We start from the raw sequence: 19,203 nt of genomic DNA, 5'->3' as shown, positions 1-19,203 counted from the left end.
ACGTGGCAGGCTCGCGCTCCGTGGACGACGAGGACGCCATCGCGGAGTGGACCCGCGCCCAGGAGCGGGTGATCGCCCTCGTCGCCGGGCTCCCGCCCGAGCGCGCGGCGATCACCGTGCCGTCCTGCCCGGACTGGACGGTGCGCGACCTGCTCTCGCACATGGTCGGCCTCGGCGCCGACGTGGTGGCCGGCAACGAGCCCGACGACCACAACGAGGCGTGGACCGCGCAGCAGGTGGAGCAGCGCCGGGACCGGGACGTCGACGCGCTGGTGACCGAGTGGCAGGCGCTCACCGGGCCCCTGCGCGCCTGGATGGCCGAGCACGGCACGCGACCGCTGGGTGACGTCACCATCCACGAGCAGGACCTGCGCGGGGCGCTGGGCGAGCCCGGCGGGCAGGACACCCCGGCCATGGCGGCGATGCGGGAACGGTTCGTCGGCCGCCTGGCGTCCCGGCTCGACCCCGGGTTGGCGCCGCTCGCGCTGGTCGGGCAGCGGTGGTCGTGGTGCTCGGCGGGGGACCCGCCCGACGCCGCGGTGGAGATCCGCGCGTCGGACTTCGACCTCGCGCGGGCCCTGGTCACCCGCCGCTCGGCCGCCCAGCTGCGGAGCTGGACCACCCGCGGCGACGTGGAGCCCTACCTCGACGCCTTCGCGATCCTCGGGGCGCTCCCGTCGCGGGACCTCAGCGAATAGCGGGCGGCACCTGGCTCGGGAACAGCAGGCGCACGTCGTCGATCGTCACCAGCCGCAGGTGGATGGCCTGCTCGACGACCGCGATGCGCCAGCCGCGGGTCTTGTCGTTGAGCCTCAGGCCGCGCAGCCAGCGCTGGGCGTGGCGGAACGCCTCGCTCTGGGTCTTCGGGCTCGGGGCCGGGCGACCCTCGGCGCGGTGCCAGTCGGCGATCTGCTCGGCGTCGCCGTGGACGTCGCGGGGGACCGTGCCGGGCCCGGCCGTCGCCGCGGCGATGAGCGTCGGGCCGCAGGCCGCGACGAGCACCGACCACCAGGTCTCCGCCGTGGGCAGCGAGGTGTCGATCGTGCGGCCGCCGGCGAGGCCGCCGCTGGTGCCCGGGCCGGAACCGGCCGCCGGGGCGAAGCGCAGCAGCGCCAGGGTCAGCTCCTGACCGTCGGGGAACCACAGGCCGAGCGAGGAGCGGTCGTCGCGCACCAGCAGGCCGTTGCCGGCCCGGATGCGGTCCTTGCCCGGCACCCCGGGGACGAACAGCGTCAGCAGGCCGCCGTGGCGCTGCCGGTTGATGATCAGGTAGGCGTCGTCGCGCACCTCGATCTCCGCGGCGAGCCGCGACACGCGGTCGTCGGTGACGGGGACGTGCCGCGGCGAGCCCAGGCCGCCGCCGACCCGCCCCGTGGTGTCACCGCGGCCGATCGTGATGCGCTCGCCCCACGGGACGGACTGGGTGCGTTCGGTGCGGACGTCGAGGACGGCGAGCCCACCGGCCGGCAGACGGGGCGTGCCGGCCCCGGGGCCGTGGGACGGGCCGTACGCGGCGGTGCGTGATCGCGTCACGCCACCTCCCGGTCGGTCCGGCTGCTCACCCGCCCCCGCGCCGGCGGGGTCCCGTCGGCGGACGTGAGCCTACGCCGGGAGAGGTGCCCTTCCCGGCGTTCGCCCGAACGCGCTGCACCGCGGACTGCAGGACGGTCTGCACCACCGTCCGGCCGCGGTCGACGACCGCGGTCGGGACCGCCAGCGTTCGCCCTGCCGCCCCCTCTTCCCGGAACCCCCCGACGGAGTCCCGGGAAGCCCCGGCCGGCCCCCGCGCCGGAGCCGGCCGAGGTGGAGGTGGCAGCAGACCCCGCCCGGGCCGGCCGGCTGCCCCCGGCACGGCCGGGCGTGGCCCGGGAGGGAACGGGGCCGCGGCGCGTGCCGCGGGCAGCGGCGGCGGAGGGGACGCCGCCGACGACGGGATCGGGTCGGTCGCCGAGGCGGTGGCGACCGGGTCCGCGGGCGGCCGCGAGAACGCGGCCGTGACGAGCACCCGCCCGACCGGGACGTCGGCCCCGGGCAGCAGGTGCAGGTGGGTGCGCTCGGCGAGCCGCCGGGCGTCGGTCTCGCGGGCGTGCTCGAGGTAGCCGCTGAGCAGCTCGTCGGCGAGCACCTCCAGCGGCCAGCGCGCGGCCACGTCGGCGAGGTCGTCGGGGTGGAGCTCCACCCACAGGTGCGGCGCGGTGACGCGCTGCCCGCGCGGCGTCCACACCAGCGCCTCCTCGGAGGCGAGCCTGCGCGCCGCGGCACGGACGAGACCGTCGCCGTGCACCCACGGGCGCCCGAGCAGGCCGCGCACGGCCCGCCGCGCTCGCTCGCCGGGCGACGGCGGGGTCAGGTCGGTGGTGGGCAGGGCGCCGATCACCGCGTCCGGGCCGGCCGCGGGCGCGCCCCGCGTGCTCCACGAGACGGCGAGCCAGGCGAGCGTCACGGTGCCCGCGACCAGGACGAGCACGAGCAGCGCGAGGACGAACGAGCCCGACGCCCACCACGTGAGCAGCAGCAGGACCAGTGCCGCGGCGCCGGCGACGCGCGGGGTGGTCAGGGGTCCGGTCACCGCGCACCCCCGTCGGCGAGCGTGCCGCCGTCCCGGGCGGGCAGGAGCACCAGCGGGTCAGGCAGGTGCTGCGCGGCGGCCCCGAGGACGGTGCTGCCGCGCGCCGCCTCGCCGAGGCCGCTCGGGCCGATCCAGGACACGACGCCCGTGGCGAGGACGAGCAGCATCAGCGCCAGCGCACCGTGCGCCACGACGCCGAGGAGGCGGTCGGGCAGGCCCGGCCGGTGCCAGCCGCCGCCGGTGCGACGGACCAGCGCCTCCCCGACCCGACGGCCGACGCCCCAGCCGACCAGCGCGCCCACGAGGGCGGCGGCCAGGACGACGGCGTAACGGGAGACGGCGGCGTCGGGGGCGAGGACCAGGGGGACGAGCCAGCGCGCCAGCGCCCCGGTGATCAGTACCCCGGCGACGGCGCCGGCCGCGCGCAGGACGAGCCCGGTGCCGCCGCGGCGCCAGCCGCGCAGCGCGGCGACGAGCACCACCGCGAGCACCACCAGGTCGACGACCGTCACGGCTCCTCCTCGGTCCCGTCCCGGGAGCGTCCACACGTCTCCGGGTGACACCGAGTCAACGCCGCGCGGGACGGCCCGGCGGCGGGACGATCGGGAACTAATTCCCGATGTCGCGAGCAGTGCTCTCGGACGGTGGGCCCTCGAGCGGCACCAGGACCTCGGGCATCGCCGGGCTGTCGACCGGCCCGCCCGCCGTCCGTGCCAGGAAGCCGACGATCCCCGCCGCCCCCCAGTGCCACGACGGCTCGCCGCCGAGCGTCCAGGTCCCCGCCTCGCGGGTGGCGCCCCACCGGCCGTCCGGGGTCGCGACGGCCAGGAGCCAGCTCCGGGCGTCGAGCGCGGCGGCCGCGAACTCCTCCTCACCGGTGACCCGGGCGAGCGTGTCGAGGTACCAGCCGGTGCCCGCGGCGCCGCTGTTGGTGGACGTGTGCACCGTCGGGCTGCCCTCGAACTCCGCCCAGGCCCGCCCCACCGGCTCGTCGAGCGCGACGTCGACGAGCCAGCGCCCGGCCGCCCGGGCCCGCTCGAGGTGGCGGGGATCGCCGAGCAGCGCGTGGGCCTGCAACGACACCCACCCGATCCCCGCCGCGCCCTCCTCCATCCCGGTCGCGCGGCGCGGGTTGTCGGGCGTCAGCGCCTGGTCCCCGGCGCCCATCAGGATCGGCCAGGTGGAGCCCCGCCCGGCGGGCTGCGCGGTGCGGTCGAGGAACCCGAGGGCCGCCTCGGCGTGGCCGCGCCAGCGCTCGTCGCCGGTCCACCGGTACATCCGCAGGAAGACGAAGGCCGCGCCGGCGGTGCCGGAGAGGAAGCCGGTGTTGCGCCGGGGCTCGTCCGCGCGTTCGGGCAGACCGCCGTCCGGGTCGAGGCGGCTCGCGAGGTAGGTGGCCCCGCCGACGGCGTGCGCGGCGAGCGCGCGGTCCCCGGTGCGCTCGGCCAGCAGCGAGAGCCCGTGGACGATGCCGGCCTGGCCCTCGCCCATACCGTGGCGGTAGGAGGGCGGGTCGGTGCTGCCCGGGTGGTCCACCCATGCCCACCGGCACATCTCCGGGCACGGCGTCCCGTCGACGCCCTCGGCGCGGCTGAGCAACCAGCGGGTGGCGGCGCGGGCACCGGCGCGGTAGCGGTCGTCGCCCGTGGCCTCCTCGAGGCGCGAGAGCACCTCGGCGATGCCGGCGGCGCCGTCGTCGAACGAGGTGTACGCCCGGGCGGAGGGCCCGTCGGGGTCGACGTAGTCGGGGAAGCGCCCGCGGGACTGCGCGCCGAGCAGGAAGTCCCCGGCGGCCCGGGCCCCGGCGAGGTGGCGGGCGCGGACGGCCGGGTCGGGGGTCGCCGCGGCCAGCGCGAGCAGCCCGTGCGCGACGCCGGCCGCCCCGACGTCGCGGTCGGTCTGGCGGTGCGGGGCCTGGATCGCGCTGGTCCACGCGCGGGCGCCGGGCGGGCCGTCGGGTCCGAGCGGGTCGGCGACGCCGTCGGCGACGAGGCGGTCGGCGAAGGCGGTGGGCAGGGCGTCCGGACCACCCGCCGGGCCACCCGCCGGACCGCGGCGTTCGGCCGCGGGCGCGGCGGCACACGCTGACAGGACGGCGAGGAGCGCCACCACCAGGATCAGCCTCACCGCGGGACCACCGCCGCGGGCGAGCCGCTGTTGACCGCCGAGCGCACCGGCGAGGGCGCGACGACGCCGAACGTGACGCCGCGGGCCCGCAGCGCGTCGATCGCCCGGGGCAGGTAGTCGAGCTGCTCGGGCGGGCAGCCGATGACGTCGCCGGCGTCGTGGAGCAGGATCATCGCCTGGTCGACCGACTCGGTGAGGACGTAGTCGACGAGGGCGTCGGTGCCCGGGCACTGGAAGTCGCCCGGCTTGCTGGACGCCCACTTCCAGTGCACCCCGCCGGTGAGGCCCAGGCGTGCGAGCGCCGCGTCGCCGCCGGGGGAGGGCTGGCCGAACGGGTAGCGGAAGAGGGTCGGCCGCACCCCGGTGATCTCCGTGAGCAGGTCGTTGGTGCGGCCGATCTGGGACTCGGCCTCCTGGGGCGTGAGGTCCGGGAACCAGGGGTGGTCCCAGCCGTGGTTGGCGACGACGTGCCCCTCGGCGGCCACCCGGCGCACCAGGTCCGGGTGGTCCGCGACGTGCTCGCCCTGCAGGAAGAAGGTGGCGGGCACCCGCTTGGCGGCGAGCACGTCCAGGATGTACGGCGTGACCTGCGGCGACGGTCCGTCGTCGAACGTCAGCGCGACGCGGGGGCCGGGTGCGCTGGAGACCGTCGGCGGCAGGGCCCGGTCGGCCGGGGTGGGGGTGTAGCGGCGGCCGGTGAGCTCCCCGCGGTCCGCCGCGCCGGCGAAGGAGCCGGCGAAGGACAGGACGGCGGTGCCCAGCAGGGCGACGAGGAAGAACAGCAGCGAGCGGACGTTCCGGCGCCGGTCGTCGAACGACACAGTGTCGGCGGCCGGGTCAGCGGCGCAGGCGGGCGCCGCGGCGCACGATCCGCACGAGCAGCATCAGTGTGAACACCACGGTGACGCCCATGAGCACCGCCGCCATCGCGTTGATGCCCGTGGCCGCGGCCAGCGCCAGCCCCGTCGTGCCGCCGCCGACCCCGCTGGTCAGGTAGTAGGAGTGCTCGCCGTACATCCGCGCGTTCGTCCCCTTCCGTTCCGTTACCAGGCCTGGCGGTGCGCGTTGAGGCAGCGGACCGCCGCCACCACCGCGCACAGCTCGAGGAAGAAGCCGTAGACGTCCTCGACCAGCACCACCGCGACGAGCGCCACGTCACGGAACCCGCGGTCGGGGACGCGCCACATCGAGGTGACCCGCTCCAGCCACATGACACCGAGCGGGACGAGCCCGATCAGCGCGTAGCGGAACGGCACCTCGTAGATGATCATCAGCGCGAGCATCGCCACGAACAGCACGCGGAAGAACACGCTGAAGCCGAAGAGCACGTAGGACAGGACGTCCTGGCGCGTCGCGGGCGACCAGCCCCGCTTGAGGCACTCGTCCATCCCGCCGCGCCCCCAGCGCAGCCGCTGGCGCCACACCGCGCGGAACGTGCTCGGCGGCGTGGTGTACACGTGCGCGCCCTTCGCGGCGGCCACCCGCCAGCCCCGCGACTTGAGCTCGAGGGTCAGCGCGTAGTCCTCGATGAGCGACGCGCCGTCCCAGGGGGAGCCGTCGCGGTCCGCGGCGACCTGCTCGAGGGCGTGGTTGCGGTACATCGCCGCGGCGCCGCTGGCCACCGAGACCCGCCAGCCGCGCAGGTCGCGCAGGTCGTCGTAGCGGGCGTACTCCAGGCGCTGCAGCCGCCAGGCCAGCCCGCGCCCCGGCGTCGCCCAGTAGCGCGCGCAGACGGCGCCGAGGACGGCGTTGCCGCGCATCGCGGCGGCCATCGCGGCGACGGTGTCGGGCCGTAGCACCGTGTCGGCGTCCATGGTCAGCACGAGGTCGGCGTCGCGGGCGGTCTCGCGCCAGCCGTGGTTGAGCGCGCCGGCCTTCTTGTCCGGGTTGTCGTCCATCTCGAGGACGGTCACCGGGTAGCGGCGCGCGATCTCGGCGGTGCGGTCGCTGCAGTTGTTGGCGACCACCACGACGCCGGTGATCCGCAGTTCGTCGGGGACCTCCTGCGCGAGCAGGCCCTCCACCGTCGCCGCGATCCCCGCCTCCTCGTCGTGCGCGGGCACGAGGACCGTGACGGTGGTGACCGCCGTGGCGCCCCGGGCGGGCCGCGCCGGGGCGGGCCGTGCGGGGGCGGCGACGGCCGTGCGCAGCCGCACCGTGGGGACGTCCGGGTCGCCGGAGCGGCGGGCGGGACGGCGGCGGGTCGAGGGGGGAGTCGAGGGGGAGACGGCCGTGCTGCTCGCCACGCCACCTCCTCGTGCGTCGACCCACGGTCAGCACCCCACTCACCCGATCGGTGGGCTGCTCTTCGGGCATACCGTACACAGCGGAGAATTCGTTACACCATCGTGAGACTCCGGATATCGCGCCCGACGCCGGAGCGTCACTCACCGCCCACCACGTGGCCGCCCACGAGCACCCGGGTGACGGCCAGGTCGGCGTCCAGGAGGACGACGTCGGCAGGGCCGTCCGGCGTGATCCGGCCGAGGTCGGGGCGGCCGAGGAGCCGCGCCGGGGTGGCCGTGGCGGCGGTCACCGCGTCGAGGAGGTCGACCCCCGCCGCGACCGCGGTCCGGACGCCGCGGACGAGCGGGGCGGCGGCGCCGGCGAGCCCGCCGGCGGTGTTCCGGACGACGCCGTCGGCCAGCGTCACGGGCACGCCCGCCAGGCGGGAGGGGCCGTCGGGCATGCCGGCCGCGGCCAGGGCGTCGGTGACGAGCGCCCAGCGACCGGCCGCCGCGCCCGCGGCGAGCCGCACCATCTCACCGGCGACGTGGTGGCCGTCGCCGATGATCGTGACGACCACCTCCGGGCGGGTCAGCGCGACCGCGGCGAGCCCCGGCGCGCGGTGGTCGAGACCGCTCATGGCGTTGTGGAGGTGGGTGACGGCGCGGATCCCGCGGTCGACGGCGCGGTGGGCCTGCCCGGCGTCGGCGTCGCTGTGCCCGGCGGAGACCACCACGCCGCGGTCACGGAGGAGGCCGACGAGCGCGCCGGCGCCGGGGAGCTCCGGGGCGAGGGTGACGACGTCGACCCGGCCGGTGTCGAGCAGGCGGGCGAGCAGCGCGGGGTCGGGGTCGCGACGGTGCTCGGGCGGGTGCGTCCCGAGCCGCGCGGGGGAGAGGAACGGCCCCTCGAGGTGGGCGCCGAGCAGGTGGGCGCCCCCCGGCCGGCCGCGGGCGGCGTCGAGCACGGCCAGCGCCGCCGCCGTGCGGTCCGGGTCGTCGGTGAGCAGCGACGGGCAGACCGCGGTGGTGCCGTCGCGCGCGACGGCGGCGCGGAAGGCGGCGACCTCGTCGACCCCGGCGCGCGCGAGGTCGACCCCGGCGTACCCGTGGCAGAGCAGGTCGACGAACCCGGGGACGGCGACCAGGTCGCCGCGCGCCGGCGGCAGGCCCACCGCGGTCACCCGGCCGTCGGCGACCTCGACGTCGCCGGGGCGCCAGGCCCCGTCGACCACCGCCGCGGAGACGCCGAGCCGCACGCCGGTCAGTGTGCCGCCGGCGCGGACCCGTGTCCCGGGGACACGGTTCGACTCAGAAGCTCGTGGTCTCCAGGCCGCCGGCGGCGGCGAACCCGACCATCCACAGGAAGCACATCACCAGCCCGGCCGCGCCGAGCACCAGGCCGGCCACCGCGAGGCCGCGACCGCCCGCCAGCGCGGACCGGCCGTACCCGACGATCGACAGCACCAGCCCGACCGGCGCCACCACCCACGCGACGACGCCGATGAACGGCACCAGCGAGAGCAGCGCGCCGCAGAGGGCGACGACGAACCCGGCGGTCGCGGGCCCGTTCGAGCGCCGGGCGACGGGGTGGGTCGGCGAGGTCACGGCCGTTCCTCGCCGTCCGGGGACCGCGCGTTACCGGCGCTCCTAGGCTGGACCGCGTGGCCGGGATCGAGATCGTGCGGTTCGTCGTCTCGGCCGGGCACGCGTACGAGGGCCGCCCGGGCGACGGGCCGCGGCCGGTGCCCACGGAGACCCCCGAGGCCATCGAGGTCCGCGCCGGGTACGGCGTCGTCGGCGATCGCTACGCCGGGCGCCCCGCGCACCGCGCGGCCGCGGTGACGCTGCTGGCCGCCGAGGCGCTCGAGGCCGTCGCCGACGAGCTGGGCGTCGCGCCGTTCGACCCGGTGGCCGCGCGGCGCACGGTCGTCACCCGCGGGCTCGAGGTCGAAGCGCTGCGCGGGCGGGAGTTCACGATCGACACCGGCGACGGGCCGGTCCGCCTGGGCGGCGGGCGCCCGGCGGCGCCGTGCGCGTGGATGGACGTCGTCCTCGCGCCGGGTGCCCACGCGGCCCTGCGCGGGCGGGCCGGGGTGCGGTGCGCGGCGCTGTCGTCCGGGACGCTGCGGCTCGGGCCCGCCACGGTGACCGTCGACGACGACCTCGTCCTGGATCCGGCCCGCGCCGGTCTCCCGCACCGGCGCCGTCCCCTCCGGACGTCCGGGGACGAGCCGCCCTCAACCGGGCGCGCCGACGGTGGGATCGGTCTCGACCGCGGGTACGGCGGCACCGCGCCGGGCACGGTCGTGCGGTGAGCGCCGAGACGGGGACCGGAGCGGCCAGCACCACCGAGGGCACGCGGACCATCGGTCGCGCCCGGACGCTGCTGCTGGCGGTCGTCTGCGGCGCCGCGGTGGCCAACATCTACTACGCGCAGCCGCTGCTGCACACGATCGGCGAGGCCTTCGGCGTCGGCGACGGCACCGCCGGGCTGCTGGTGACCGCGTCGCAGGTCGGGTACGCGACGGCGCTGGCGCTGCTGGTGCCCCTCGGCGACCTGCTCGAGCGGCGGCGCCTGGTCTCCGTGCTGCTCGCCGCGTCGGCCGTGTCGCTCGCGCTGGCCGCCGGCGCGCCGTCGTTCGCGCTGCTCGCGGCCGCGGTGGCGCTGGTCGGGGTGACGTCGGCGGTGGCGCAGATCGCCGTGCCGCTCGCCGCGTCGCTGGCGGGCGACCACGAGCGGGGCCGGGTGGTCGGCACCGTCATGAGCGGGCTCCTGCTCGGCATCCTCGGCGCCCGCACGATCGCGGGCTTCGTCGCCGAGGTCGGCGGGTGGCGCTGGGTGTTCGGCGTGGCGGCCGGGGTGATGGTGCTGCTCGCCGTCGTCGTGCGGTTCGGGCTGCCCCGCATCACACCCACCGAGTCGACGACCTACCCGCGGCTGCTGCGCTCGGTGCTCGGCCTCGTGCGCCGCGAGCCCGAGCTGCGCCGCCGGATGGCGCTCGCCGCGGTCGGCATGGGCTGCTTCACGATCCTGTGGACGGCGATCGACTTCCTGCTCTCCGCGCCCCCGTACGGCTACGGCCCGGCGATCGTGGGCCTGTTCGGGCTCGCGGGCCTCGCCGGCGCGGCGATGGCGCCGCTGGCCGGGCGCCTCGCCGACCGGGGTCACGGCACGGTCGTCGTCACGGTCGGGCTGGTCGTGCTGCTGGCGAGCTGGGCGCTGCTCGGGCTCGGTGGGGCGTCGATCGTCGCGCTGATCGCGGGCGTCGTCGTGCTCGACCTCGCCCAGCAGAGCCTGCAGATCAGCCACCAGAGCGTGATCTACGCGCTGGCCCCGCAGGCCCGCAGCCGCGTCACGACGGCGTTCGTCACCTCGGCGTTCCTGGGCGGCACGCTCGCCTCGGCCGCGGTGTCGCTCGTCTACCCGGCGTGGGGCTGGACGGGCGTCTGCGTCCTCGGTGCCGCCGTCGCGGTGCTCGGCCTCGGGATCTGGTTCCTCCCGCGCACCTGATCACCGCGCGATGCCGTGCCGCCAGGCCCACGCGACGAGGGCCGGGCGCCCGTCGACGCCGAGCTTGGAGATCAGGTGGTTGACGTGCGTCTTCACCGTCGCCTCGCTGACCACCAGCCGGGTGGCGGTCTGCTGGTTGGACAGGCCCTGGGCGACGAGGCGCAGCACGTCGACCTCGCGGGCGGTGAGGCCGTCGGCGATCCCCGCGGACGGGTCCGGCGGTGCCGCCGCCGGCGCCCCCGCCAGCTCGACGAGCCGGCGCTGGACGGACGCGTCGAGCACCGAGCCCCCGGCCGCGACGGTCCGGATCGCGGCGACGAGGGCCTCGCCGGTGGTGTCCTTGGTCAGGTAGCCCGCCGCGCCCGCGCGCAGGGCCGGCAGGACGGCGTCGTCGTCGGCGTAGGTGGTGAGCACGAGGACGCGCACCTCGGGGGCCCCGGCCCGCACCGCCGCGGTGACCCCGGCGCCGTCCAGGCCCGGCATCCGCAGGTCGACCAGCGCCACGTCGGGGCGCACGGCGAGCACGAGCGACACGGCCTGCGTGCCGTCGGCCGCCGCGCCCACGACGTCGAGGTCGTCGGCGGCGCCGAGGAGCAGCGCGAGCCCGTCGCGGACGACGGCCTGGTCGTCGGCCAGCACCACGCGGACGGTCACGGCACCCGCTCCGGGGCCAGCACCCGCAGGGTGACCTGCCAGCCGGACCCGTCGTGCCCGGAGTCGAGGGAGCCGCCCAGCAGCGCGGCCCGCTCGGCCAGGCCCGCGAGCCCCTGACCGCCGCCGACGTCCGCCGGCCCGGTGGCGCCGGCAGCCCGGCCCTCGTCGGCCACCCGCACGACCAGGCCGTCCCGGGCGTCGACGGTCACCGCCGCCGTGGCGCCCGGGGCGTGGCGCCCGGCGTTGGTCAGGCCCTCCCGCACCGTCGCGACCGCCGCCTCCCGCCACGGCGCCGGGCAGGCGTCGAGGTCGCCGTGCACGGTCAGGCTCGCGCCGTGCTCGCGGGCCAGGCGCTCGACGTCGGCCGCGGACGCGTGCGGCGCCCGCAGCGCGGCGACGGCCTCCTTGGCCTCGGCCAGGCCGGTGCGGGCGAGGTCGGCGGCGCGGTCGACCTGGGCGATCACCGGGTCGTCCTCGGCGGAGCGCCGGGCCAGCACCGCCCGGATGCCCTGCAGGTGCAGCGAGAGCCCGGAGAGGGTGTGGGCGAGGACGTCGTGCAGGTCGCGGGCGATGCGGGCCCGCTCCTCGGCCGCCGACGACGCGGCCGCCGCGGCGATCTCGGCGCCGCGCAGCGCGTCCCGCTCGGCGAGCAGGGCGACGACGCGGACGTGCTCGCGGTGGAACTCCGCCCGGCTCCACGCGCGGGACGCCAGCAGCGGCACCCCGACGGCCGCCAGCAGCGCCCACGGGCTCGCGGACACGGCGAGGACCACGGCGGCGACCAGCACCGTCAGGACGGCGGCGAACAGGGCGACGACGCGCCGGTCGCCGACCAGCCGGGCGATCATGGTGGCCGCCACGAAGGCCGACGCGTACCCGAGCCCGCGCGGCTCGACGAGGACGGCGGCGAGCCCGCTCAGGGCGGTGACGGCCAGCAGGGCGACCCGCCGCGCGGCGCCGCGTCCGGAGACGACGTCCGGGTCGCGGTCGGCGGCCACCGCCGTCACCGCGCCGGCCAGGACGAGCCCCGCGGCGCCCAGCGCGGCGCCGGTCAGCGGCCACAGCGACGCGGCCGCGAGCAGCAGCCACATCAGCGGCCGCGCCCCGCGCCGCCACCCGCTGCCGTCCGCCGGGGCCGGCACCCCGACGGTCGGCAGCCCGCGCGGCACCGTGCCCGCGACCGGCTCTCCCCGTGGCTCCACCCCGCCGAGTCTGGCCCCGCCGGCGCCCGCGCACACCCGTCCTCCACCCCGTCTCCACCCGCGGGTGGACGCCCGCGCCCACCCGCGGGGGCGACCGTCGACGCCGTCGGCCGGCGACCCCGCCGGCCCGGGAGGGAGGACGGGGATGGACGGGACGCTCTCGGCGGTCATCGGGATCGCGGTGCTGGTGTGGGTGGTCGTCAACCAGGTGCGGGCCCGGCCGCTGAGCGCGCGCCGGATGCGGATCGCCGGGATCCTCGGGGTGGTCGGCCTCGTGCAGCTGGTCGGCGCGGCCGCCGCGGGACCGGTGCCGGCGCTCGGCTGGGTGCTGCTGCTGGCCGGGCTGGCGATCGGCGCGCTGCTCGGGGGCATCCGCGCCGGGACGGTCCGGCTCTGGGTACGCGACGGCGTCGTCTGGACCCAGGGGCACGCGGCGACGGCGGCGCTCTGGGTCGTCGGGATCGCCGCGCACGTCGGTCTGGACCTGCTGGCCCGGGCCGTCGCGCCCGGTTCGGCGACGATCGACGGCGCGAGCGTCCTGCTCTTCGTGGCCGTCAGCCTGGGTGTCCAGGGCGTCGTCACCGCCCGGCGGGCCGCAGTGCTGACCGGCGACCGTCCGACGGTCCGGGTCTAGGCGCCCAGGAGCGCGGAGAGGTCCGACGCGGAGGCCGCGGTGGCCGCCGCGTGGGCCTGCAGGTGGGGACGCAGCCGCGCGGCCGGCCCGGACACGGTCAGGGCCGCGACGACGCCGCCGTGGAACCCGCGGACCGGGGCGGCGGCGCCGGCGAGGGCCGGGTCGAACTCGCCGTCGACCACCGCGTACCCGGCGTCCCGCACGGCGGCGAGCAGGCCCGCGTCGGCGCCGACGGCGCGGGCCGCGGCGCCGTCGCGCTCGGCGCGCAGGACGCGGCCCGCGGACGTCGTCGCGGCCGGGATCACGACGACGTCGAACCGCGCGCGCAGCGCCCCGCCGCCGGCCGCGGCGGTCAGCAGCGTCGCCACCCGCAGGCCGTGCAGGCGGCAGAGGTGGGCGTCCTCGCCGGTGCGGGCGGCCAGCGCGACGAGCGCCGGGCCGGCGGAGCGCACGAGCCGGGCCTCGGTGGTGCCGGCGGCGAGGGCGTAGAGGCGCCAGCCCAGGGCGTAGCGCCGGGAGCGGTCGTCGCGCTCGACGAGCCCCTCGGCCTCCAGCGCCGCGAGCGCCCGGGAGACCTGGCTCGTCCCGCGGCCGGTCAGCGCGGCCAGCCGGCCGACCCCGAGCCCCGCGGCCCGCGCCTCGGGCGTGGCCAGGGCGGAGAGCAGGTCGGCGTCGCGGCGCAGCCCCGCCGAGCGCGGCCCGCTCACGCGGCGAGCCCGATCATCACCAGCGCCACGGCCCCGCCCAGCGTCCACGCCGCCGTGCGCCACCAGTTCGTCCGCACCAGCCGGGCGTGCACCGCGGGGTCGAAGCCCCGGGCCAGCCGCTGGTGGCACGGCACCGAGACGCCCACCGTCACCGCCACCGTCGCGGCCCCGCACAGCCCGGCGACGAGCGCGGCCCCCAGCGGCACCCCGTCCGGGCGCCACACCAGCAGCACCGCGCACGTCAGGCCCTGCACCGCCCACGGCCCGCCGACGAGCCATCCCATGAGCCGGGTGTGGCGGGCGTGGACGGCGATCCAGTCCGGACCCACCATCTGCGCGAACCCGGGGTAGACGAGCAGCTGGATCACCCAGACCAGCCCCGTGCAGTACCACACGGCGGCCGCGTGGACCCCGAGCAGCAGCTCGCCCACCAGCGGATTTGCGCTCACCGCACCGATTCTTGCCGAGGTCGGGCCCGCGCGCCTTCACTGGCCGTCGTCCACCGTCGAGAGCCGGGACACCGTGAAGATCACCGACATCCGCCTCGAGCACCGCGAGACCGTGCTCGACCCGCCGTGCCGCGCGGCCTGGGACCCCGAGCCGCGCGGCCGCTTCGCCGCCACGATCGTCCACGTCGAGACCGACGAGGGCGTCGTCGGCGTCGGCTCCGGCGACACGATGGCCGGCTTCGACGCGTACCGCGAGCTCTTCCTCGGCACCGACCCGCTGGCCACCGAGCTCCAGGTGCGCCGCATCGAGTCCGTCGGCTTCCACGCCGGGCGCTTCTGGCCCCTCGAGGCCGCGCTCTGGGACGTGGTGGGCCAGGTCGCCGGCCTGCCGGTGGCGACGCTGTTCGGCGGCGTCACCGACCGCCTGCCCGTCTACGCCTCCTGGTGCTCGGAGCAGCCGCCGCAGCGCCGCGCCGACGACGCGGTCCGGCTGGTGGAGCAGGGCATCCGGGCGGTCAAGGTGCGGGCCCACCCGCGGCGGCTCGACCAGGGCGTCGCCACGGTCGCGGCGATGCGCGCGGCGGTCGGCGACCGGCTCGACATCATGGTCGACCTCAACCAGGCCTGGCGGATGCCCGGCGACGTCACCGAGCCGCTCGAGCTCGCCGCGGTCCGCCGCGTGGTGCGCCGGCTGGCCGAGTACGACGTCGCGTGGGTCGAGGAGCCGCTGCCCTACGCCGACGCCGAGGGCCACCGCCTGCTGCGCGCCGACAACCCGGGCCTGCGGATCGCGGCGGGGGAGATGCTCGACTCGCTGCCCGCGACCCTCGCGCTGCTCGAGGCCGACGCGCTGGACGTCTACCAGGCCGACGTCGTGCTCGCCCTGGGCATGACCCGCGCCCGCCAGCTCGCCGAGGCCGCCCGCGCCCGCCACCGGCGCTTCACCCCGCACACCTGGACGAACGGTCTCGGGCTGCTCGCGAACCTGCACGTCGCGGCCGGTGTCGGCGCCGGGCCCTACCTGGAGTTCCCCGACGACCCGGCCGGCGGCTGGACCCCGGAGCGCCGCGACTTCCTGCTCGCCGAGCCGCTCCGTCCCGACCCGGACGGCATGCTGGTCGTGCCCGACGCCCCCGGCCTGGGCGCCGTGCTCGCCGACCGGCCCTAGAACGGCGGTCCCGGCTCCTGTCCCCCCGGGAGCCGGGACCGTCACCCACCCTCCACCCACCCCTCAGGGAGCGCGGGCATGACCACGACGGACACCGGGACCCCGTGCGCCGGCGTGGCCGCCGGCACCTTCCTCTCCGGCCCCGGGCCGGTCGTGGACTTCGGGCCCGGCGCGGTGGCCCGAATTCCCGGCCACCTGGCCGACCAGGGGGCGCGGCGCGTGCTGGTGGTCACCGACCGCGGCCTCCGCGCCGCCGGCGTGGTGGACGCGGTCCTCGCGCCGGTGCGCGCCGCAGGGGTCGCGGTCGAGGTGTTCGACGACGTGCGCGGCAACCCGGCCGTCGACGTCGTCGAGCGCGGCGCGGGGCACGCCCGCGACCTGGGGATGGACGCCGTGCTCGCCCTCGGCGGCGGGTCGAGCCTGGACGCGGCCAAGGGCATCGCCCTGCTCGCGCCGACGCCCGGGGCGCGCGCCGACGGCACCGGCACCCCGCCGGTCGCGGGGCTGCCCGTGGTCGCCGTGCCCACCACGGCCGGAACCGGGGCCGAGACCAACGGGTTCGGCGTGCTCGAGGACCCGGCGACGCGGCAGAAGGTCTACTGCGGCGACGCGAGCGTCGTGCCGCGCGTCGCCGTCCTCGACCCGGAGCTGACCCACGGGCTGCCCGCGGCCCCGACGGCGGCCACCGGCGTCGACGCGCTCGTGCACGGCCTGGAGTCGCTGGCCTCCCGGGGCCGCGACCCGGTCTCGGAGGCGTTCGCCGCCGAGGCCGTCCGGCGGGCCTGGGCGTGGTTGCCGACGGCGGTGGGGGACGGGAGCAACCCCCGGGCGCGGGCGGAGATGCTCGTCGCCGCGCACCTGGCCGGGCAGGCGCTCACGCGCAGCGGGCTGGGCCTCGTGCACGGGCTCGCGCACAGCCTGAGCCTGCACACCGGCGCGGTCCACGGCGTCGCGCTGGCCGCGGTGCTGCCCGAGGTCGTCGGCTGGTCCCTCGACGCGGATCCGGCCGGGTGGGCGCGGGCGGCCGAGGCCGCCGGGCTGCCCGGCGCGTCCGCCCTGCCCGAGGCCCTCGCCGGCGTGCTCGACGCCGTCGGCACCCGGGTCTCGGTGGCCGACCTCGGGGCGGTCCCCGCCCAGCACGAGGCCCTCGCGCGGACGGCGCTCGCCGACCCCGTCACCCGCAACGCCCCGCGGCACCCGTCGTCGGTCGACGAGGTCGTGGCCCTGCTCGGGCGCTGCTGAGGGCCTTACCTGAGCGTCCGATGTGAACCGTCGGGCCCCGGCGTCCGGATTTTTGGTTGTGCAACAGGTTTGGCCGCGGAGTCCTCGCTGCGCGCGTAGAGCCGCCCCGAGGCCGGTACCTACCGTCGGGAGCGTGATCGACCCGTGGGCCCGCACCACCCGGCCCGTGGCCCGCCGCTCCCCCCGGACTCCCACAGGAGGCCCTGTGACCGTTCTCGACGAGACCATCCCCGACCACGTCACGCGCATCAACGAGGCGAAGACGCCGACGGGACCCGGCCGCCCGGGTGCCAGCACCGCGCACATCACCCCGTCGACCGAGCACCTCTCCGTCGAGGACATCGAGCGGCTCGGGGCCGAGCTCGACGCCATCCGCGAGCGCGTCATGTCCTCGCTCGGCGAGGACGACGCCCGCTACATCCGTCGCGTCATCCGCGCGCAGCGGGGCCTCGACGCCGTCGGTCGCATCCTGCTGCTCGGCGCGCTGTTCCCGCCGGCCTTCCTGGCGGGCACCGCGTCGCTCGCGCTGGCCAAGATCCTCGAGAACATGGAGATCGGCCACAACGTCCTGCACGGCCAGTGGGACTGGATGCGCGACCCGGAGATCAACTCCACCACGTGGGAGTGGGACCACGTCTCCACCGCGCGCAGCTGGCAGCAGACGCACAACTACCTGCACCACACGTACACGAACGTCCACGGCAAGGACCGCGACATCGGCTACAACGTGCTCCGGGTCGACCCGGAGCAGGAGTGGAAGCCGATCTACCTGTTCCAGACGATCACCAACGCCGGCCTCGCCATGATCTTCGAGTGGGGCATCGCGGCGTTCGACCTCGAGCTGGACCAGATCCAGCGGGGCGAGGCGACCTGGGCCGACAAGCTCCCCGAGCTCAAGAAGATGGGGCGCAAGGCCGGCAAGCAGGCCCTGAAGGACTTCGTCATCTTCCCGGCGCTCTCCGGGCCGTCGTTCGTCCCCAACCTCGTGGGCAACGTGCTGGCCAACATCGTGCGCAACATCTGGTCCCACGCCGTGATCTTCTGCGGGCACTTCCCGGTCGAGGTGGAGACCTTCGACGAGGAGCGGCTGGAGAACGAGTCGCAGGCCGAGTGGTACGTCCGGCAGATGCTGGGCTCGGCGAACATCGAGGGCTCGGTCCTGCTGCACGTCATGACCGGGAACCTGTCGCACCAGATCGAGCACCACCTGTTCCCGGACATGCCCTCGCGGCGCTACCGCACCATCGCGCCCGAGATCCGCGACCTCTGCCGGCGCTACGGCCTGCCGTACCACTCGGGGCCGATGTGGAAGCAGTACGGCGGCGTGCTCGCCAAGATCGCGCGGCTGTCGTTCCCGGGCGGGCACCAGCGCACCATGAAGCAACGGCTCAAGGCGCTGCCGCTCGGCCGCCGCCGCGCCGAGTCGGTGGGCGCCCGCCGGGACGCGGCCCTGGCGGCCTGACAGCCCGAGCGCTCAGCCCTCCGCGAGGCCCGGTCCGCCGGCGCGGAGGGCGAGCGCGACCTCCAGGCGGCCCACCGGGTCGTCGAGGACGCCCGCGAAGGCCTCCTTGAGGCGCGCGAGCCGGTAGCGCACGGTCTGCGGGTGGACGTGCAGGCGCGTGGCCGCCTCGGCGATGTCGCCGTGGGCGTCGAGCCAGGCCGTCAGCGTGCTCACGGCACGGTCGCGCGCCGCGGCCGTCATGCGCCGCAGCGGCTCGAGACGTTGGGCCACGAGGTCGGCGGTGAGCGTGACGTCCGCGTGCAGCAGCAGGGCGAGCAGGTGGTCGTCGGCGCGGACCAGGCCCTCGCCCGGCACGTGCCCCTCGAGGTGCAGGGCGTACGCGGCGCGGGCCCGCGTGACGGTGCGGGCCACCTGGTCCGTGCCCACGGCCGGGCCGAGCACCCCGCTGGTGCCCCGCAGGGCGTCGGCGAGGGCGTCGAGACGGCCGGGACCCTCGGGGTCGGGCACGAAGACGATCCCGAGACGGTCGACCACCGACGCCGCCACGTCCGGCGGCAGCCGACGGCAGACGATCCCCAGCGACTCCTCCGGGAGCACCAGCGCGGCGAGCGCCCGCGGAGCCGGCCACCCGACCTCGCGCGCGAGCGCCTCGACCTCCGCGGCCTCCGGCGGCGGGGTGCGGCACAGGCGCTCGACCAGCGCGTGCTGGCGGGCCTGGCGGGAGCCCGCGGCGAGCGACTGCTCGTAGGCGTAGCCGGACACCGACGCGGCCGCGAGCTGCTCGATGTAGGCGAACAGCGCCTCGGCGAGGCGGAAGATGGCGTCGGGCTCGAGCTCGTAGTCGTCGCTCGCGGCCGCGATGCGCCGCCACAGCACCCGCGACCCGATGCGGTAGGCGCTCTGCAGGGCGTCCATCGTGCGGCCGTGGCGGTGCTCGACGCGGCCGAGCTCGAAGTAGACGGCGGTGTCGGGCAGCGCGTCGTCGGTACCGAGCAGGTCGAGGAACTGGTCGAGCGCCACCGACACGCCCAGCCGGATCCGGCGGCCGAACTCGCCGTCCATGGACAGCGAGTACTCGGCGACCTCCGCCCGGACCGTCGCGATGATCTCGTCGCCGGCGTCGAGCACGACCGGCCGCAGCCGCAGCCGCGCCTTCTCCGGCACCTCGGCCCACGGATGACGGCGCGAGGCCCCGCTGGCTGCGCACCCACCGTCGCTCACGGGTCCAGTGTCGCAGGATCGCGGGCGGG

At 77.4% G+C, this 19,203-nt stretch carries 21 protein-coding genes; 7 read left to right on the top strand and 14 right to left on the bottom strand.

Annotated elements, in window-relative coordinates; all coding sequences use genetic code 11:
- The first annotated feature begins 20 nt into the window (after positions 1–20).
- Positions 21–698: a maleylpyruvate isomerase family mycothiol-dependent enzyme gene (locus ABD994_RS04760; RefSeq protein WP_345411281.1), complete on the top strand. Its 678-nt coding sequence runs from the start codon at positions 21–23 to the stop codon at positions 696–698.
- Here the strand turns inward: ABD994_RS04760 and ABD994_RS04755 are convergent.
- The 9 genes from ABD994_RS04755 to ABD994_RS04715 form a co-directional block, all read right to left on the bottom strand.
- A complete protein-coding gene (locus ABD994_RS04755) occupies positions 688–1,533 on the bottom strand; it encodes a hypothetical protein (RefSeq protein ID WP_345411280.1) in 846 nt (281 codons plus the stop codon). The genes ABD994_RS04760 and ABD994_RS04755 overlap by 11 nt on opposite strands.
- Before the next feature lie 25 nt (positions 1,534–1,558).
- A complete protein-coding gene (locus tag ABD994_RS04750; RefSeq protein ID WP_345411279.1) occupies positions 1,559–2,569 on the bottom strand; it encodes a hypothetical protein in 1,011 nt (336 codons plus the stop codon).
- The gene (locus ABD994_RS04745; protein ID WP_345411278.1) at positions 2,566–3,081 is read right to left on the bottom strand and encodes a CvpA family protein; all 516 of its coding nucleotides are present in this window, start codon (positions 3,079–3,081) and stop codon (positions 2,566–2,568) included. The genes ABD994_RS04750 and ABD994_RS04745 overlap by 4 nt, the downstream gene beginning before the upstream one ends.
- A 97-nt stretch (positions 3,082–3,178) precedes the next feature.
- Positions 3,179–4,696 carry a lanthionine synthetase LanC family protein gene (locus ABD994_RS04740; protein WP_345411277.1) on the bottom strand — a complete coding sequence of 506 codons (1,518 nt, stop codon included), beginning with the start codon at positions 4,694–4,696 and terminating at the stop codon, positions 3,179–3,181.
- Positions 4,693–5,517 (bottom strand): polysaccharide deacetylase family protein, encoded by an 825-nt coding sequence (locus ABD994_RS04735; protein WP_345411276.1) that lies wholly within the window; start codon positions 5,515–5,517, stop codon positions 4,693–4,695. Before ABD994_RS04735 ends, ABD994_RS04740 begins: the two co-directional genes overlap by 4 nt.
- 16 nt (positions 5,518–5,533) lie before the next feature.
- On the bottom strand, positions 5,534–5,713 hold the full coding sequence (locus tag ABD994_RS04730; RefSeq protein WP_345411275.1) for a hypothetical protein: 180 nt from the start codon (positions 5,711–5,713) through the stop codon (positions 5,534–5,536).
- A gap of 26 nt (positions 5,714–5,739) precedes the next feature.
- Positions 5,740–6,942 carry a glycosyltransferase family 2 protein gene (locus ABD994_RS04725; RefSeq protein ID WP_345411274.1) on the bottom strand — a complete coding sequence of 401 codons (1,203 nt, stop codon included), beginning with the start codon at positions 6,940–6,942 and terminating at the stop codon, positions 5,740–5,742.
- Between the two features lie 137 nt (positions 6,943–7,079).
- Complete coding sequence (locus ABD994_RS04720; RefSeq protein ID WP_345411273.1) at positions 7,080–8,180, bottom strand: N-acetylglucosamine-6-phosphate deacetylase; 1,101 nt, start codon at positions 8,178–8,180, stop codon at positions 7,080–7,082.
- Between the two features lie 52 nt (positions 8,181–8,232).
- On the bottom strand, positions 8,233–8,529 hold the full coding sequence (locus tag ABD994_RS04715; protein ID WP_345411272.1) for a hypothetical protein: 297 nt from the start codon (positions 8,527–8,529) through the stop codon (positions 8,233–8,235).
- Positions 8,530–8,585: 56 nt separating this feature from the next.
- On the opposite strand from ABD994_RS04715, the gene ABD994_RS04710 reads away from it, so the two are divergent.
- Together ABD994_RS04710 and ABD994_RS04705 are read left to right on the top strand one after the other, a co-directional pair.
- On the top strand, positions 8,586–9,239 hold the full coding sequence (locus ABD994_RS04710) for a molybdenum cofactor biosysynthesis protein (RefSeq protein ID WP_345411271.1): 654 nt from the start codon (positions 8,586–8,588) through the stop codon (positions 9,237–9,239).
- Positions 9,236–10,435 carry an MFS transporter gene (locus tag ABD994_RS04705; protein ID WP_345411270.1) on the top strand — a complete coding sequence of 400 codons (1,200 nt, stop codon included), beginning with the start codon at positions 9,236–9,238 and terminating at the stop codon, positions 10,433–10,435. Before ABD994_RS04710 ends, ABD994_RS04705 begins: the two co-directional genes overlap by 4 nt.
- Here the strand turns inward: ABD994_RS04705 and ABD994_RS04700 are convergent, their stop codons facing one another.
- Positions 10,436–11,089 (bottom strand): response regulator, encoded by a 654-nt coding sequence (locus ABD994_RS04700; RefSeq protein WP_345411269.1) that lies wholly within the window; start codon positions 11,087–11,089, stop codon positions 10,436–10,438.
- Positions 11,086–12,291, bottom strand: a complete 1,206-nt coding sequence (locus ABD994_RS04695) for a sensor histidine kinase (protein WP_345411268.1) — start codon at positions 12,289–12,291, stop codon at positions 11,086–11,088. The genes ABD994_RS04700 and ABD994_RS04695 overlap by 4 nt, the downstream gene beginning before the upstream one ends.
- A 145-nt stretch (positions 12,292–12,436) precedes the next feature.
- Here ABD994_RS04695 and ABD994_RS04690 point away from each other — a divergent pair, with 145 nt between their 5' ends.
- The gene (locus tag ABD994_RS04690) at positions 12,437–12,925 is read left to right on the top strand and encodes a hypothetical protein (protein ID WP_345411267.1); all 489 of its coding nucleotides are present in this window, start codon (positions 12,437–12,439) and stop codon (positions 12,923–12,925) included.
- Here the strand turns inward: ABD994_RS04690 and ABD994_RS04685 are convergent.
- Complete coding sequence (locus tag ABD994_RS04685; RefSeq protein ID WP_345411266.1) at positions 12,922–13,632, bottom strand: IclR family transcriptional regulator; 711 nt, start codon at positions 13,630–13,632, stop codon at positions 12,922–12,924. The two genes, ABD994_RS04690 and ABD994_RS04685, sit on opposite strands and share 4 nt — an antisense overlap.
- Complete coding sequence (locus tag ABD994_RS04680; RefSeq protein ID WP_345411265.1) at positions 13,629–14,081, bottom strand: hypothetical protein; 453 nt, start codon at positions 14,079–14,081, stop codon at positions 13,629–13,631. The genes ABD994_RS04685 and ABD994_RS04680 overlap by 4 nt, the downstream gene beginning before the upstream one ends.
- Positions 14,082–14,154: 73 nt before the next feature.
- Here ABD994_RS04680 and ABD994_RS04675 point away from each other — a divergent pair, with 73 nt between their 5' ends.
- The 3 genes from ABD994_RS04675 (at position 14,155) to ABD994_RS04665 (ending at position 17,953) form a co-directional block, all read left to right on the top strand.
- Positions 14,155–15,249: a mandelate racemase/muconate lactonizing enzyme family protein gene (locus ABD994_RS04675; protein WP_345411264.1), complete on the top strand. Its 1,095-nt coding sequence runs from the start codon at positions 14,155–14,157 to the stop codon at positions 15,247–15,249.
- Positions 15,250–15,327: 78 nt separating this feature from the next.
- Positions 15,328–16,491, top strand: a complete 1,164-nt coding sequence (locus tag ABD994_RS04670) for an iron-containing alcohol dehydrogenase family protein (protein WP_345411263.1) — start codon at positions 15,328–15,330, stop codon at positions 16,489–16,491.
- 304 nt (positions 16,492–16,795) lie between these two features.
- The gene (locus tag ABD994_RS04665) at positions 16,796–17,953 is read left to right on the top strand and encodes a fatty acid desaturase family protein (protein WP_425550019.1); all 1,158 of its coding nucleotides are present in this window, start codon (positions 16,796–16,798) and stop codon (positions 17,951–17,953) included.
- Positions 17,954–17,965: 12 nt separating this feature from the next.
- Here the strand turns inward: ABD994_RS04665 and ABD994_RS04660 are convergent, their stop codons facing one another.
- Entirely contained in the window at positions 17,966–19,174 is a 1,209-nt protein-coding gene (locus tag ABD994_RS04660) for a PucR family transcriptional regulator (RefSeq protein WP_345411260.1), read from the bottom strand.
- Positions 19,175–19,203 lie beyond the last annotated feature (29 nt).

Origin of the sequence: Actinomycetospora chlora (assembly GCF_039542135.1) — a bacterium.
GTDB lineage: Bacteria > Actinomycetota > Actinomycetes > Mycobacteriales > Pseudonocardiaceae > Actinomycetospora > Actinomycetospora chlora.
This window is presented reverse-complemented; position numbering and strand designations above follow the sequence as displayed.